The organism is Methylomonas fluvii, from assembly GCF_014850975.1.
In the GTDB taxonomy this organism is placed as follows: Bacteria; Pseudomonadota; Gammaproteobacteria; order Methylococcales; family Methylomonadaceae; genus Methylomonas; species Methylomonas fluvii.
This window is the reverse complement of record NZ_JACXST010000002.1, coordinates 1649190-1665071: the sequence shown is the minus strand read 5'-3', so window position 1 is coordinate 1665071 and position 15882 is coordinate 1649190. Positions and strand designations below refer to the sequence as shown.

The 15882-nt window shown below is 53.3% G+C and carries 18 protein-coding genes; 12 read left to right on the top strand and 6 right to left on the bottom strand.

Annotated elements, in window-relative coordinates; genetic code table 11:
* Positions 1-259: 259 nt before the first annotated feature.
* Positions 260-1273, bottom strand: coding sequence for an IS110 family RNA-guided transposase (locus tag EBB_RS17135; RefSeq protein ID WP_192392543.1), 1014 nt, complete (start codon positions 1271-1273; stop codon positions 260-262).
* A 90-nt stretch (positions 1274-1363) separates the two neighbouring features.
* Between EBB_RS17135 and EBB_RS17130 the strand changes: the two genes are divergently transcribed.
* From EBB_RS17130 to EBB_RS17115, 4 genes are all read left to right on the top strand, one after another.
* Positions 1364-1597 carry a hypothetical protein gene (locus EBB_RS17130; protein ID WP_306790015.1) on the top strand — a complete coding sequence of 78 codons (234 nt, stop codon included), beginning with the start codon at positions 1364-1366 and terminating at the stop codon, positions 1595-1597.
* A gap of 11 nt (positions 1598-1608) precedes the next feature.
* Complete coding sequence (locus tag EBB_RS17125; RefSeq protein WP_192394913.1) at positions 1609-2382, top strand: alpha/beta fold hydrolase; 774 nt, start codon at positions 1609-1611, stop codon at positions 2380-2382.
* A gap of 112 nt (positions 2383-2494) precedes the next feature.
* Complete coding sequence (locus EBB_RS17120) at positions 2495-2869, top strand: hypothetical protein (RefSeq protein ID WP_192394912.1); 375 nt, start codon at positions 2495-2497, stop codon at positions 2867-2869.
* A 70-nt stretch (positions 2870-2939) separates the two neighbouring features.
* Complete coding sequence (locus EBB_RS17115) at positions 2940-4169, top strand: pyrophosphate--fructose-6-phosphate 1-phosphotransferase (RefSeq protein ID WP_192394911.1); 1230 nt, start codon at positions 2940-2942, stop codon at positions 4167-4169.
* A gap of 84 nt (positions 4170-4253) precedes the next feature.
* Here the strand turns inward: EBB_RS17115 and EBB_RS17110 are convergent, their stop codons facing one another.
* A complete protein-coding gene (locus EBB_RS17110; RefSeq protein WP_192394910.1) occupies positions 4254-4721 on the bottom strand; it encodes a nuclear transport factor 2 family protein in 468 nt (155 codons plus the stop codon).
* A 96-nt stretch (positions 4722-4817) separates the two neighbouring features.
* On the opposite strand from EBB_RS17110, the gene EBB_RS17105 reads away from it, so the two are divergent.
* Positions 4818-5441, top strand: coding sequence for a TetR/AcrR family transcriptional regulator (locus EBB_RS17105; protein ID WP_192394909.1), 624 nt, complete (start codon positions 4818-4820; stop codon positions 5439-5441).
* Here EBB_RS17105 and EBB_RS25975 read toward each other — a convergent pair.
* Genes EBB_RS25975 through EBB_RS25965 form a run of 3 tightly spaced genes read right to left on the bottom strand, consistent with a single transcriptional unit; the run spans position 5409 to position 8100 of the window.
* A complete protein-coding gene (locus EBB_RS25975; protein ID WP_225587479.1) occupies positions 5409-5915 on the bottom strand; it encodes a cation transporting ATPase C-terminal domain-containing protein in 507 nt (168 codons plus the stop codon). The genes EBB_RS17105 and EBB_RS25975 overlap by 33 nt on opposite strands.
* Positions 5912-6424: an HAD-IC family P-type ATPase gene (locus EBB_RS25970; protein WP_225587566.1), complete on the bottom strand. Its 513-nt coding sequence runs from the start codon at positions 6422-6424 to the stop codon at positions 5912-5914. The genes EBB_RS25975 and EBB_RS25970 overlap by 4 nt, the downstream gene beginning before the upstream one ends.
* A gap of 2 nt (positions 6425-6426) precedes the next feature.
* Positions 6427-8100, bottom strand: a complete 1674-nt coding sequence (locus tag EBB_RS25965; protein WP_225587478.1) for an HAD-IC family P-type ATPase — start codon at positions 8098-8100, stop codon at positions 6427-6429.
* Between the two features lie 189 nt (positions 8101-8289).
* Between EBB_RS25965 and EBB_RS17095 the strand changes: the two genes are divergently transcribed.
* Positions 8290-8496 (top strand): hypothetical protein, encoded by a 207-nt coding sequence (locus EBB_RS17095; RefSeq protein WP_033156006.1) that lies wholly within the window; start codon positions 8290-8292, stop codon positions 8494-8496.
* 61 nt (positions 8497-8557) lie between these two features.
* Here the strand turns inward: EBB_RS17095 and EBB_RS17090 are convergent, their stop codons facing one another.
* The gene (locus EBB_RS17090; RefSeq protein ID WP_192394908.1) at positions 8558-9304 is read right to left on the bottom strand and encodes a HesA/MoeB/ThiF family protein; all 747 of its coding nucleotides are present in this window, start codon (positions 9302-9304) and stop codon (positions 8558-8560) included.
* Between the two features lie 205 nt (positions 9305-9509).
* On the opposite strand from EBB_RS17090, the gene groES reads away from it, so the two are divergent.
* From groES to EBB_RS17060, 6 genes are all read left to right on the top strand, one after another.
* Positions 9510-9797, top strand: a complete 288-nt coding sequence (gene groES, locus EBB_RS17085; RefSeq protein WP_020484651.1) for a co-chaperone GroES — start codon at positions 9510-9512, stop codon at positions 9795-9797.
* A 55-nt stretch (positions 9798-9852) separates the two neighbouring features.
* Entirely contained in the window at positions 9853-11493 is a 1641-nt protein-coding gene (gene groL / locus EBB_RS17080; protein WP_192394907.1) for a chaperonin GroEL, read from the top strand.
* Positions 11494-11670: 177 nt separating this feature from the next.
* Positions 11671-12417, top strand: a complete 747-nt coding sequence (locus EBB_RS17075; RefSeq protein ID WP_192394906.1) for a response regulator — start codon at positions 11671-11673, stop codon at positions 12415-12417.
* 127 nt (positions 12418-12544) lie between these two features.
* Positions 12545-14035 carry a glucose-6-phosphate dehydrogenase gene (zwf, locus tag EBB_RS17070; RefSeq protein WP_192394905.1) on the top strand — a complete coding sequence of 497 codons (1491 nt, stop codon included), beginning with the start codon at positions 12545-12547 and terminating at the stop codon, positions 14033-14035.
* Between the two features lie 289 nt (positions 14036-14324).
* Positions 14325-14834 (top strand): RNA polymerase sigma factor, encoded by a 510-nt coding sequence (locus EBB_RS17065; protein WP_192394904.1) that lies wholly within the window; start codon positions 14325-14327, stop codon positions 14832-14834.
* Positions 14835-14898: 64 nt separating this feature from the next.
* Positions 14899-15873, top strand: coding sequence for a FecR family protein (locus EBB_RS17060; RefSeq protein ID WP_225587477.1), 975 nt, complete (start codon positions 14899-14901; stop codon positions 15871-15873).
* Positions 15874-15882 lie beyond the last annotated feature (9 nt).

The window sequence follows — 15882 nt, the reverse complement described above, 5'->3', positions numbered from 1 at the left end:
CTGATGAATCTATCCGCGCGCTTTTTCCACTAACACCTTAACGGTTTCTAAAGAACCTATGCGCTAAACGGGATTTAAAAGCACCGGTCTGACCTGTTGAATGTCATCACTTTTGAGTGACTTGCCTCCGCAATCTGTTGAACTCGTTTATAGCGTTTGCATCACCGGATTGAGAGTTGTCCACGCTTTGCCCGACGCCGGAACCCTTCTCTCGTGTGGAGGCGTTGGGCAAAGGGTGGGCAACTCGGACATCACTCAATCAAGCCACTTGGGCCGCATATTCGCCAGAGCCAGTGGCCAGTGCCCAGATAATCCGGGCATTCTTGTTAGCTAAGGCCACGGCGGCCTTGTTGAAGCCTCGCCGTTCGATTAAGGCTTGTAGCCAGCGGCTCAACGGGTCGCTCTTGTCGCCGCAGTATTTCAATACCGCCCGGGCGCCGTGGATCAACAAGGTGCGCAAGCGCCGATTACCCCGTTTGCTGATGCCGAGCAAGACTTGGCGGTCGCCGCTACTATGCTGTCTGGGCACCACGCCCAAACTGGCGGCGTAATCACGACTGGACGTATAACCTTTGCCATCCCCCACATCGGCGGCGGCCAAAGTGGCGGTGAGCGGGCCTATGCCCGGAATGGCAATCAGACGTTTGCTCAAGGCATTTTGCCGGCACAGCGCTTCGATCTGCCGATCCATAGTTTTGATGGCCTCATCAATCGCCACCAGGGCTTGATACTGTTCGGCAAACAGCGCGCGGCTGAGCGTCGACAGTTGCTTCTCGGCATCTTCCAACATCAACGGCAACTGTTTTCTGACCTGATGGGCACTTTTCGGCAACACCAGCCCGCGCTCGGCCAAATGCCCGCGAATCTGATTGATCAAGGCCGTACGCTCCTCGACTTTGCCTTGGCGAATGCCATGCACCATGGCCAGGTCTTGTTGTTCCATGTTTTTAATGGCCACCGTACGTTTGTTCGGTTGCCGCGCCGCCGTAAAGATCGCCTCGGCATCGTTGAAATCGTTTTTGTTGCCCACCACGAAGGCTTTCACGTAACGGGCGTTCAATAGCACGACCTCATGACCCAGTGCTTGGAACGACCGTGCCCAGTGGTGCGAACCACCGCAGGCTTCCAGCGCGATCAGGCTTGGTGGTAGTTGAGCTATGAATTCCAGGAGTTCCGAGCGCTTTAGTTTCCGCTTGATCGCTTTGCCCTCGAGCATCATGAACAGATGAAACACTTGTTTTGCTATATCCAAACCCACTACGTTACGATTCATTTCGGACTCCTCTTTGTCCCGTTTAAATTTTCGGGTGCATTGTGACACCGCTAGGGGTGAGGAGGAGTCCATGTCATCACCTTATCGGAAATGGTGGAGTCCGAACGGTTTAAGCACGCTTTGCAGCAAGGATTGAATGCGCACAAGATTGGTGAGGATTTGACCGGCAAAATCGAAATGGTGATCGACAGACGTTTGAGCGAATTAACGCCGCAATTGGTCAAGGAAATGGTGCAATCCATCATCAAGCAACATTTGGGTTGGCTGGTGGTATGGGGTGGCGTGTTCGGCGGGGTGTTGGGCGCAATCTTCGGCTTAGCTTGAGAGCAGTGACGATGACGACCATCGAGCTGGCTTACGATAGTTTCGGCGAACCCGGCGACACTCCATTACTGATTGTGCATGGTTTTCTGGCTGCGTCGCGTAACTGGCGTTCGGTGGCCAAACGCCTGGCCGAGCAGCGGCATGTTTATGTGTTGGATATGCGCAATCACGGCAGCTCGCCGCATGCCGATGTGCTGGATTATCCCAGTATGGCCGCCGATTTGTTGGCTTTTATGGATAGCCACGAGATTCCCTGTGCTCATTTACTCGGGCACAGCATGGGGGGCAAGGCAGTGATGTGGTTTGCCTTGCATTATCCGCAGCGGGTCGCTGGTTTAATCGTTGCGGACATCGCCCCGGTAAGTTATCAGCATAGCTTTGACGATCTTGTAGACGCTCTCAGCCGTTTGCCGGTGGATAGCATCGGCAACCGAAAGCAAGCGGAAGAGGCGCTAGCCGAGGCGGTTCCGGATTTAGCTTACCGACAGTTTTTGTTGCAAAACCTGCTGCTGAAAGACGGAAATTACTACTGGCGGATCAATCTGGATATTATTCAAAAAAATGCCCATCACATCGTCGGTTTTCCGGATGTCGGCGACAGCCGGTTCGTCAGGCCGGTTTTGTTTATTGGCGGCGGCAATTCAAAATACTTGGATGAAGAAGCGATTTATGCAGTGTTTCCGCAAGCCAATATCGCGAAAATTCCAGATACCGGCCATTGGTTATATGTTGAGGAACCGGACGCGTTTTGTCGCCTAGTGCATGATTGGTTACTGGCCGCTTAGCGCATAAGTGTTTGATCTAGGCTGGTTTAGAACCTTGGTACACTGGCGGTAAATTGCAAGGACGATAAGCTTACTACCGCAATTTAGCTAGTTCAGTGCGGAGCGGTAACAGATGACAGATAACTCATATCAACACACTCAAGGTATCAAACAAGGCAAACTTGCGGTGCCGCTTGAGGATTTGTTGCTCACACAGGCCGACCACGGGCTCAGCGATTATTTGTCGCTATCGCTAAGCGACTGCGGCGAATTAACCAAAGTTAGTATCACTACGACCGATGTCGAGCCGCTAACCTATTCCGCTTTTATTCGTGCCTCCGCGCCGCTGGATTTTGCTGCGGTAGTGTTTGTGGCGCAGCCGGTTAAGTTGGGTGAGCTGAGCGATCATCGAACATTGCCTGATAAAAGAAAAGCTTGTGTTAGAATCGCGCGGCTTGCACCGTTTTGGCGAGTGTTGCGGCAAAAGGGATCGCAACGCCGGCGCTGAGACGCGGCGATAGCTGATGGTTGGTACGCCGAGCCATCACTTTTTTCTTAACTTTTTATTTGAAACGCCCATGAACAAACCCAAAAAAGTTGCAATCCTCACGGCCGGCGGTTTGGCGCCTTGCCTGAACTCCGCTATCGGCAGCCTGATTGAACGCTACACAGAAATTGATCCCAGCATCGAAATTATTTGCTACCGCGGCGGCTACAAAGGCCTGCTGCTGGGTGACTCCTATGTCGTGACCGATGAAGTCCGAAAAAAAGCCGGTTTGCTGCAACGTTTCGGCGGTTCAGTGATCGGCAACAGCCGCGTCAAACTGACCAATATCAAAGACTGCGTGAAACGCGGTTTGGTGAAAGAAGGCGAAGATCCGCAAAAAGTCGCGGCCGACCAGTTAATTAAAGACGGCGTCGACATTCTGCACACTATCGGCGGTGACGATACCAATACTGCCGCAGCGGACCTGGCGGCATTTCTGGCCAAAAACAACTACGGCTTGACCGTGATTGGTCTGCCGAAAACCGTCGATAACGACGTATTCCCGATCAAACAATCGCTGGGTGCCTGGACTGCTGCCGAACAAGGCGCGCGTTACTTCATGAACGTGGTGGCCGAGAACAATTCCAACCCACGCATGCTGATCGTCCATGAAGTGATGGGCCGTAACTGCGGTTGGTTGACTGCCGCGACAGCGCAGGAATATCGCAAATTGCTGGATCGAGCCGACTGGTTGCCTGAGTTGGGCTTGAGCCGCGAGTCTTATGAAGTACACGCAGTTTTCGTACCGGAAATGGCGATTGATTTAGAAGCTGAAGCGACTCGGTTACGTGCGGTAATGGACAAAGTCGATTGCGTGAATATCTTCGTGTCCGAAGGCGCTGGCGTGGAAGCTATCGTTGCCGAACTGCAAGCCAAAGGCCAAGAAGTGCCGCGCGACGCGTTCGGTCACATCAAATTGGATGCGGTTAACCCGGGTAAATGGTTTGGCGAGCAGTTTGCGCAAATGATTGGTGCGGAAAAAACCTTGGTGCAAAAATCCGGTTATTTCGCCCGCGCCGCAGCCGCCAACGTCGACGACATGCGTCTGATCAAATCATGCGCTGACTTGGCAGTGGAATGTGCGTTCCGCCGCGAATCCGGGGTAATGGGCCACGACGAAGATAACGGCAATGTATTGCGCGCTATCGAGTTTCCACGCATCAAAGGTGGTAAACCGTTCGATATCGAAACCGACTGGTTCACCACAATGCTGGCGGCCATCGGCCAGAAAAAAGGCGGCAAAGTCGACGTCAGCCATTAATAAGTTTTTGGCTTGATCATAAGGGCGGATTTATCCGCCCTTTTTTATTTAGGGGGCGAGTAAATTCGCCCCTACCGGCAAATTTTACAAGCCCAATTCAGTCAGACCGGCGTGATCGTCCGGCCGCCGGCCCAAGGGCCAATGAAATAAGCGTTCGTCGGCGGTAATCGGCATATCGTTGATGCTGGCAAAGCGGCGCTGCATAAACCCATACTCGTTAAATTCCCAATTCTCATTGCCGTAACTGCGAAACCAGTTGCCGACATCGTCATGCCACTCATAGGCAAAGCGCACCGCGATGCGGTTGTCGGTATAAGCCCACAACTCCTTGATCAGGCGATAGTCCAATTCCTTGGCCCACTTGCGCTCTAAAAATTCACGAATTTGGGCGCGGCCGACCGGAAATTCAGCGCGATTGCGCCAGCGGCTGTCTTCGGTGTACACCTGCACGACGCGATCCGGATCGCGACTATTCCAGGCGTCTTCTGCCATGCGGACTTTTTGTGCGGCGGTTTCAGCGGTAAAGGGCGGTAGAGGCGGTTTGCTGTCCATCTTTGTGCTCCTGAGTAGGGTGGAAAATTGAGTAGACAGATTTGTCTACTTGTAGCGATGGTAGCAATTGTAGACAGACTTGTCTACAATCGAAACATGATCTCTGATTCCACCACACTGCTGTCGGACCGCCCGCCTCGAGAGCGGATATTACTGGCCGCGCACGATTTGTTTTATCGCGACGGCATCCGCGCCACCGGCATCGACAAAGTAATTGCCGAGTCAGGCGTGACGAAGGTGACCTTTTACCGGTATTTCCCCAGTAAGAATGACTTGATCCGGGCGTTTTTGGCCTATCGGCACGAAGGCTGGATGGCTTGGTTTAGCGACGCTTTACAGCGTCACGGTGGCCGGCCAGGCGGAGGCTTAATCCCGCTAGTAGCCACAATGGAGGAATGGTTTCGCAAGCCGATTTATCGCGGCTGCGCGTTTATCAACACCGTCGCGGAATTGGGCGGCGTGCTGCCCGATGTGGTGGAAATCTGTCATCAGCACAAACAGGATATGGTGCAGGTGATTGCCGAATTGTTGCCGGATGGCCCAAACCGGCAGCAGTTGGCGAATGCGGCTGCGGTGGCGATAGATGGCGCCATTGTCAAGGCGCAGTTGGAAGCGCAAGAGGCCGCGGAGAAGCAGTCCCTGAAAAGCTTGGAAACGCTATTAAAGGCGCTGGATGCTTTCGCCGAATTAACCCCGGCGGCCAAAGCGGCGGACTATTAGTTTTTCCAGGCCTATTGCTACATAAATGACTGAGCTAACCCCCAAAATCAACAGCCATTCTTCTTGACCAATGGCCTCGCTGCCGAATAATGCCTGCATCGTTGGCCAATAGGTAAACAGTAGTTGCAGCAAAATCATGCTGATGACGCCAAAAATTAGCCATAAATTGGAAAATACGCCTACCTTGAACATCGAGTAATTTAGCGAGCGGCAGTTGAATAGGTAGAACAATTCGCCAAATACAAACACATTGACAGCGACGGTGCGGGCCTTGGCTAAGCTGGCGTTTTGCGATAATTCCCACTCAAACAAGCCAAACGCGCCGGCCAGCAGTAACAGGCCGACCAGACAGATGCGAAACATCAAGCGTTTGGTGAGGATTGCTTGCTTCGGATTCCGTGGTTTGTGGAGCATCAAACCCGGTTCCTTAGGTTCGAAAGCCAGCATTAAACCCAGCAACACAGCGGTAGTCATATTGATCCAGAGGATTTGCAGGGGGGGATCGGCAACGCTACATTGGCGAATACGGCGGCGGTAATCACCAAACCCTCGCCGAGATTGGTCGGTAAGGTCCAGGCGATGAATTTCACCAGATTGTCGAACACGCCGCGGCCTTCTTCGACGGCGGCTTCGATGGTGGCGAAGTGGTCGTCGGTCAGCACCATAGCCGCCGCTTCCTTGGCGACTTCAGTGCCGCCCATGCCCATCGCCACGCCGATGTTGGCTTGTCGTAGCGCAGGCGCATCGTTGACACCGTCGCCGGTCATGGCTACCACGTGACCGTTGGCCTGCAAGGCTTGCACCAATTGCAACTTTTGCTCCGGCGCGATGCGGGCGAATACATCGCAGTCCTTGACGTGTTTGCGATAGTCGGACTCGCTGTAGTGTTGCAAGTCGGCGCCGCTGATCACTCGTTCGGTATGGCGCATATTCAGCTGTTTGGCGATGGCCAGCGCGGTGACGGGGTGGTCGCCGGTGATCATTTTCACCGAGATGCCGGCCTTATAGCAGGCGGCAATGGCTCGGGCAGCCTCGGGCGGGGCGGATCGATCATGGCTTGCAAGCCCAGAAAGGTCAGACCGCCGCCTACTTCGCGGTGTTCAACGGCATCGTCATCATGCTCTGCGCGTGCAAAGGCCAGGACTCTCAAGCCTTGTGCGGCAAAGGCTTCGGCTTGTTGGTTAAGACCGTTTTTATCCAGCGGAACCAATTGCATATCGGCGGAGAAGGCCTTGTCGCAGCGCTGTAACAGGCTTTCCAGGGAACCTTTTAAATAAATATGCCGGGCATCTTCGGCCAGGTTGTGATGCAGGGTAGCCATGAATTGGTATGCCGATTCGAACGGAATGGCGTCCAGGCGCGGATGGCGGCCACTGACGCTGGCTTGATGCAGACCGGCTTTGTGGGCGGCTACCAACAAGGCGGCTTCGGTAGGATCCCCTTCGATACGCCAGCTGTCGGCGTCGGCGAGTAATCTGGCGTCATTGCACAGTAGGCCGGCTTTTAAGCATTCCAATAGTGCCGGTTTGCTGGTCGGGTCGACCGCTTGTTTATGGCTGGTAAATTCGCCGTCCGGCGTGTAGCCGCTGCCGCTTACTTCGAATACTTCACCGCCTGCCTGCACGAATTGCACGGTCATTTGGTTTTGCGTCAACGTGCCGGTCTTGTCGGAGCAAATCACCGTGGTGCTGCCCAGGGTTTCCACGGCCGGCAGTTTGCGGATGATGGCGTTGCGTTTGGCCATGCGCGAGACGCCAATCGCCAATGTAATCGTTAGCGCGGCAGGCAGGCCTTCCGGGATGGCGCCAACTGCCAGCGCCACGGAGGCCATGAACATGTCCAACATGGTTTCGCCGCGCCAGACCCCAACTGCAAAAGTGACCGCCGCACAGCCGATGATGACCCAGAGCAACAACTGGCTGAACTGGCTCATTTTTAGGGTTAGCGGCGTTTCCAGCGGTTCGGCGCTGCCGATCAACTTGTTGATGCGGCCGATTTCGGTGTGGTCACCGGTGCTGACCACTACGGCCAGCGCGCTGCCGTAACTGACCAGCGTTGAGGAATACGCCATATTGGCGCGATCAGCCAATAAGGTGGCCGAGGATAGAGTCTGTGCCTGTTTTTCCACCGGCACCGATTCGCCGGTGAGTGCGGATTCATCGATTTTCAATTCGCGGCTTTGCAACAGGCGCAAATCCGCCGGCACCTTGTCGCCGGATTGCAGGAATACCAAATCGCCGGGTACTAGCTCGGCTGCGGCGATGCTGCGGCGTTGGCCGTCGCGGAGGACGTTGCTGCTGATGTTCAACGTCTGGGCCAGCGCGTTGATAGCTTTCAGGGCGTTGGCCTCCTGGATGAAGCCGATCACGGCATTGATAATGACGACACCGAAGATGACGCTACTGTCAGTCCATTCCTCCAGGAACGCGGTGGTGGCAGCCGAAAACAGTAGGATGTAGATCAGAGGCTGATGAAATTGCGCCAGAAGCAAAAGCAGTGGGCCTTTGCCGCGGCGGGAGGTCAAACGGTTTGCGCCGTGTGTCGCCAGGCGCTTTTCTGCGTCTTCACCACGCAGGCCTTGCCCCAGTTCTACGCCAAAATGCGTTAATACGGTTTCCGGCGTTTGACTGTGCCAGTCGGCTTTAGGGTAATGGTCCATATGCTCAGATTGATAGTTGAAAACGGCGTTGGCGTAGTTGCCCCAAGGCCAAACAAGTCCGGGGCTAAACCCATGAATTGACAAACAGTATTTTGTACTTGTTCCCTAAAAGGTATGGGGTTATAGTCCATTCCCGAGGTCTATGACCTCATTCTAAATTAAAATAAAAACAAATAGTTGGAGGTATTTATGGGCGGAGTTATCGAATTAGTGGTGTTGATGTTGATTATTGCCATCTTCGCTTTCGCACCGTTGGGGTATTTCATTTACATGTACACCATGAAGAACGGCGAGCCGTTCGGCGACATCGAGCCGCACGGCGATAGCGATTCAGCGCTATTGAGAAATGTCAGCAAAGCCATTCTGATGGTTAAAGGCAAACTGGGAAAAAATTAAAACGCCTTATTTGCCAGCGATAGAAAGCCGGGATTAGCCCGGCTTTTTTATGCGGATTGGCTTATTTCTCACCGCAGCTTGGGCAATTTGGATTTTTCTTCAAGCGCATGCTATGCCATTCCATACTGAGGCCGTCCAGCAGCAGCAAGCGGCCCGTTAATGTGGTGCCGGTGCCGACAAGCAGTTTGATCGTTTCCAAGGCCTGAATGCTGCCGACAATGCCGGTGATCGGCGCAATTACGCCGTTGCGGGCGCAATTTTGCAATTCCTCGCCGTCGCTTTGATAAAGGCAGTTATAGCACGGACTATCGTTCAATCCCGGCGTAAACACACTGACCTGGCCCTCGAAGCGGATCGCTGCGCCGGATACCAGTGGGGTTTGCTTGTCCACGCAAGCCTTATTTATCGCAAACCGAGTGGCGAAATTATCGCTGCAATCCAGCACCACATCGGCGTCAGCCACTTCTGCAAGCAATTGTTCGCCGGCCAAGTGTCGCTTGCGGGCCAACACTTTTACGCCAGGATTAATTTTTTCCAAGGTCTGTTGGGTTGAAATAACTTTATCCAACCCTATATCGGCTGTGTTGTGCGCAATCTGGCGTTGCAAATTGGTCAAATCGACCTGATCGTCGTCGTAAACGGTGATCTGGCCGACGCCAGCTGCCGCCAGATACATGGAGGCGGGCGAGCCCAAACCGCCGGCACCGACGATTAATACTTTGGCATCGAGTAGTTTTTGCTGACCGGCAATATCGATTTGCGGCAGCATGATTTGCCGGCTGTAACGGAGTAATTGTTCGTCGTTCATAGTGTGTATGGCTTGGGTGAGGCGCAGATGATGCCAAAGAGCTTGACAGAGTGCAAAAGCCGGATATTATTAGCACTCGTTGCTAGAGAGTGCTAATAAACTTGAGGCCGCTTAAAAGCTCGCTTCTTCCGTAAGGGGTAGCTGTTTTTTAAATAGCTTTATTAAGTTTTTAACCTTTAACTTTATCTACATTAAGGAGACATTGATGAAAATTCGTCCGTTACATGACCGTATCGTCGTAAAACGCGTTGAAGAAGAAACCAAAACCGCGGGCGGCATCGTGCTGCCGGGTTCCGCTGCTGAAAAACCTAGCGAAGGCGAAGTTTTGGCAGTGGGTTCAGGTAAACCGTTAGACAACGGCCAAGTACGTGCCCTGGAAGTTAAAGTTGGCGACCGCGTGTTGTTCGGCAAATATTCCGGCACCGAAGTTAAAGTCGATGGCGAGCAATACATCGTCATGCGCGAAGAAGACATCATGGGTGTTTTGGGTTAATCCCAATTCGTTCGACACACTCTTTTTCAATTAACCAATATCTCAGGAATAAGAAATGGCAGCAAAAGACGTAAAATTTGGTGGCGACGCGCGTGCACTGATGGTGGCAGGCGTTAACGTTCTAGCAAATGCAGTAAAAGTGACTTTGGGTCCTAAAGGCCGTAACGCCGTATTGGATAAAAGCTTCGGCGCACCAACCATCACCAAAGACGGTGTATCGGTAGCCAAAGAAATCGAATTGAAAGACAAATTCGAAAATATGGGCGCGCAAATGGTTAAAGAAGTGGCTTCAAAAACTTCTGACGTAGCCGGCGACGGTACCACGACTGCGACCGTTCTGGCGCAGGCTATCGTTAACGAAGGTTTGAAATCAGTCGCAGCGGGCATGAACCCAATGGACCTGAAACGCGGTATCGACTTGGCAGTAACCGCAGCGGTAGCCGCTATTCAAAACGCTTCAACCCCTTGCACCGACAATAAAGCGATTGCTCAAGTAGGTACTATCTCTGCAAACTCTGACGAGTCTGTCGGTAGAATCATTGCCGAAGCGATGGAAAAAGTCGGTAAAGAAGGTGTTATCACCGTTGAAGAAGGCACCGGTCTGGAAAACGATCTGGATGTGGTTGAAGGTATGCAGTTCGACCGCGGTTACCTGTCCCCATACTTCATCAACAAACAAGAAAGCATGAGCGTAGAACTGGACGACCCATTCGTTTTGTTGTACGACAAAAAAATCTCCAACATCCGCGAATTGTTACCAATCCTGGAAGGCGTGGCTAAGTCCGGTCGTTCTTTGTTGATCATTTCTGAAGATGTTGAAGGCGAAGCTCTGGCAACTTTGGTTGTTAACAACATGCGCGGTATCGTTAAAGTCGCTGCTGTTAAAGCCCCTGGCTTTGGCGACCGTCGTAAAGCCATGCTGGAAGACATCGCGGTGCTGACCGGCGGTGTGGTGATCTCTGAAGAAGTCGGTTTGTCTTTGGAAAAAGCCGACATCAGCCAATTGGGTACTGCAAAACGCGTCCAAATCAACAAAGAAAACACCACCATCATCGACGGTGCTGGCAACGAAGATCAAATCAAAGGCCGCGTCGCGCAAATCCGCGCTCAAGCCGACGAAGCGACTTCCGATTACGACCGTGAAAAACTGCAAGAACGTCTGGCCAAACTGGCTGGCGGCGTAGCGGTGATCAAAGTCGGTGCTGCGACCGAAGTGGAAATGAAAGAGAAGAAAGCTCGCGTTGAAGACGCGCTGCATTCAACTCGCGCCGCGGTTGAAGAAGGTGTGGTTGCCGGTGGCGGTACCGCGCTGATCCGCGCCTTGTCTGCGCTGGAAGGCCTGAAAGGTATCAACCACGACCAAGACGTGGGCGTCAGCATCCTGCGCCGCGCGATGGAAGAGCCTTTGCGTCAAATCGTCAGCAACGCCGGCGACGAAGCCTCTGTGGTGTTGAACGAAGTCAAAAAAGGCACCGGTAACTTCGGTTACAATGCGGCAACCGGCGAATACGGCGACATGATCGCCATGGGTATTTTGGACCCTGCGAAAGTAACCCGTTCCGCGCTGCAAAACGCGGCCTCTGTTGCTGGTCTGATGATCACTACCGAAGTCATGATCGCCGATTCACCAGCTGACAACAAAGCCCCTGCAATGCCTGATATGGGCGGCATGGGCGGTATGGGCGGCATGATGTAATCGCCGTTTGGCCTCGGCCTGAAAACCCCGGTTGCCGCAAGGTGCCGGGGTTTTTTATTGCCGGGCGCTTTTGGTGTGGAACGGTTTACGATGGATTGCCGCGTCATAGATTGATTTTTGCCGCGAAACATTCGATAACGGCATCAGCAAATTATTCACAGCTAGAAGCTATTGACCATGACCAACGATTTTTCGATTCTGATTGCCGACGACAATGAAATCAATCTATGGTTGTTGCGCGAACAGTTGGAATACTGGACGACGAATATCACCTCGGCAAAAGACGGGCGGGAGGCTTGGCAATTGTTGCAAGAACGCCGCTACGACTTCATCTTCCTGGATGTGAACATGCCGTTTTTAAGTGGTTTCGATGTCGCCGCAAATTTGCGCGGCACCGAAAATTACAATCGACAAACACCGGCAGTCGCCGTCACGGCTCACGCGCAAAATCAGCAGCAGGAACGGGCAATTGCCGCCGGGTTCAACGAATGTCTGGTCAAGCCGGTCCGCCTTTACCAGTTGGAGCAATTGCTGGTGCGTTGGCGGCAGCATGAGGCAGTGAACGCCGAGTATTATGCCGGTCAGCTTTTGCGCAAAGCCCAGCATAACCGGCAGTTGAGCCAAGTCTTGATGGGCAAATTATTTGAGCAGTTGCCGGGATTAATACTCGACATCGAGCGGGCCTTGGACAATGGGTTGCTGCAACAGGCGTGGGAGCTGAACCATAAATTGCATGGCACTTTTTGTTTTTACGATTTTGCCGATTGCCTGGCGGTCGTCGAGAACTTGCAAAAAGCATTGGCACAAGCCGACGCAGAGTTGGCGCGACAGCGCTTTAATACAATGAAAATTAAGCTGATTAGGCTATTGGATAACCAGGATCAAGTTCTGAAATGTCTGAGTGACGATGACGTCATACTATGACCAAGGTGAATATCGCCTTGTTCTGACTTGGCCACTTTTATCGGCCGCCAGGTTTTCCAGTTCGACGCGCCCGCGCAAATGATGCAAACTGCACCCTATATTGCAAAGTAAAGACAAGGTGGCTTTTATGAATACAGACCCCTGCACTTACGTCATTTTCGGTGCTACCGGCAATTTGGCGCGCTTGAAGCTCATGCCCGGCTTCTATCATCTGGAACTGGAAAAAAAATTGCCGGAAGGTACCCGTATCCTGGCGGTGGGCCGCCGTCCCTGGGATAGAGCGACCTGGTTGGCGGAAGTGAAGGCCTTGCTACTTGAGCAGGCCAATACGCCGCTGGACGAGGCCGTATTCAACCGGTTCAGCGAACGGCTGGATTACCATCGCGGCGATCTTGATCAGCCGGAATGCTATAAATCCCTGGCGGAAACGCTAAACGCTCAGCCGCGATTTTCCCGCAATATGGCCTTCTATCTGGCCATCGGTCCCAGCGATTTCGGCAACGTCATCGAGTCCTTGAGCCAAGTAGAATTGCTAAACGAAGAATACGGCTGGCGACGAGTAGTGATCGAAAAGCCGTTCGGTTACGATCTGGAAAGTGCGCAGGCCTTGCAAAAGCGTCTGAGCCGTTATTTGAGCGAAGACCAGATTTATCGCATCGATCATTATCTGGGCAAGGGCATGGTGCAGAACGTCTTGGTGTTTCGTTTCGCCAACGTCATGCTGGAACCCCTGTGGAATCGCAATTACATCGACCACGTGCAGATCACCCACTCCGAAGAGCTGGGCATAGGTAGCCGTGGCGATTACTATGATAGCGCCGGGGCGATGCGCGACATGTTGCAAAGCCACCTGTTACAGCTTTTGACTTTGGTGGCGATGGAACCGCCGGTATCGATGGATGCCGAGTCTCTGCGCGACGAAAAAGTCAAAGTGCTGAAGTCGATCCGGCCGATCCCGAAATCGGCCGTACACGCGCATGCCTTTCGCGGCCAATATGCCCGCGGCAATATCGAAGGTCAAAAAGTGGGCGGCTACCTAGAAGAAGCCAATATTCCCGCCGACAGCAGTACCGAAACCTATGCAGCCATGAAATTATTGATCGACAACTGGCGCTGGCGTGGCGTGCCGTTTTATCTGCGCACCGGCAAGCGCATGGCCAAGGGCCAATCCTCGATTTCGATCTGCTTTCGCCACCCGCCGTTTCAGTTTTTCCGTGATACACATGTGCAGTGCATGACGCCAAACTGGATATTGCTGGGGATTCAGCCCGAAGAATGCATCCGTATCGAAATGACCGTTAAAGAGCCGGGTCTGGAAATGCGTACCCGCACTACCAGCCTGGACGCCAGCTTCCGCAATCCCGACGAACGCCGCGTGGATGCTTACGAAGATTTGTTATTGGATGTGATGAAGGGCGACCGTTCGCTATTTTTGCGTTTCGACGAAGTGGAATACGCCTGGCGCATCGTCGATCCCATTCTGCAAAATTGGGTGACCGAGCGGGACTATATTGCCACCTATCCGGCCGGTTCCTGGGGACCGGAAGAAAGCCGCCGTTTGTTCGAAAAGGAAGACCAGTATTGGCGCAGTTCCTTGATGCCGGAGTGTCAGCCGTAACAAAGGCTCCTATGGTTTCTGTTCAAAATAATGACCAGGATTTAGTAGTCCCCTGTTTATTCCGTTTTGCGGATTAAGCACTTCGAGGCAACCAAAAAATACGACCGCGTGAAATGCCGAGGGCGGTGTGGCATTTCACGCAGTTTTATGAATACTGCCAAGCCTCAGATTTTTTTCGAGCCAACACAAAGTCCTTAATCCCAGGCGTTTAAGTCTGTGAATCCAGTCATGGCGTAAACTTTGCAGCGCCAAATGCCACGATTAACTCCAGCATGGCCTGGCTTCGCGCATGGCATTTTCTGACCACGATATTTACCGAATTTTTTTAAGTACCCGCCCGCAAATCCAGCGTTTTTTGCGACACCGCATCCGTTGCGACGACACTGCGGCCGATCTGATTCAAGACATTTTTTTGAGATTGACGTTGTTGAAGCCGCCTCCCGCCAGTGAGATCGAAGTCCAGGCCTGGCTATTTAAAGTGGCATCCAATCTATCTCTCGATCATCTGCGCACGCAAAAACGCCGCTATGAATTGCTTGATCAATATCTGGGCGACGAAACCGATATCGATGCTTCGGCAGCGCCGGAACGGACTGCAGAAGCGCAAGAACAATTGCAGCACATTCAGACAGCTCTGGCCGATTTGCCTGATCAATGCGCCGAGATTTTATATTTAAGCCGTATCGAAGGTTTAAGCCATGTCCAAATTGCCAAGCAACTGAAGATCTCCACCAGTTGGGTGGAAAAACAGCTGGCAAAAGCCTTGCTGCACTGCCGGCAGGCTGTTGATAGCCAATGAGCTTAGTGTGGCTTTAAGCTCCGTGGCTCGTTATAGTAAAGTTCCCGCTCCAGACGATGCAGAAATGAACGAAACTTCTTCAACTCGCCGAGCAGCTTTGCAGCAACAAGCCGTTGCCTGGCTCGTGCGCCTAAAGTCCGGCGCTGCCGATGAGACGGTATTGGCTGAGTTCGAAAACTGGCGGTCGCAAACCCTCGAACACGAGCAAGCCTATCGTGATGTGGAGACCCTTTGGCAACAGCTGCCGCAGCCGCTGCTCGCTGATCGGCAACGCCGCCGCGCGCTGGCGGCAAGGCAGTGCCGAGTGCGTAGGCTAAAGCGCGGATTGGGCGTGGCTGCGGCCGCTGCGCTGCTGCTGAGCGTGATGGGTGGTTTTTATCCGGATTACCTGCAGCATCCGCTGGCAGACTACCGTACCCGCATCGGCGAGCAGACCTCAATTACGCTGGCCGACGGCAGCATCGCGCATCTGAATACCGATACCGCCATCGATGTATCAATCAATGCCAATGAGCGGCGCATAGAATTGCTGCGCGGCGAGGCCGAATTTGACGTGGCGCATGATGAGCACAAGCCGTTTCGGGTTGTATCCGGTTCTATGTCCACAGAAGCGTTGGGTACCCGCTTCATCGTCCGTTACGACGGCCAAGCCGGCGCGGTTACGCTATTGCAAGGCAAAATTCGCAGCAGTCGGCCGTCCGCGCACGGCGCGCAAGCCGATAGCGCCACGTTGCAACCCGGCCAACAACTCACCTTCAATGCCGAGATGCTGGGCGTGCCGCAAGCAGTCGAATTAAGCAACGCCGACGCCTGGCGCCGCGGCCGCTTGTTGATGAATTTCGTACCGTTAAAACAGGTTATCGCCGAAATCAACCGCTATCGGCGTGGCCAAATCCGGCTGCTCGATGACGAATTGGCGGAGCGGGAAGTCAACATCGCCGTGGACATCAAGCAAATCGATGCCTGGCTGGAAGCGCTGCAACAGACCTTGCCGGTTAAAGTCATCCATGCCGGGCCGCTGGTGTTTTTGCAGTCCTGATGGCCGGCT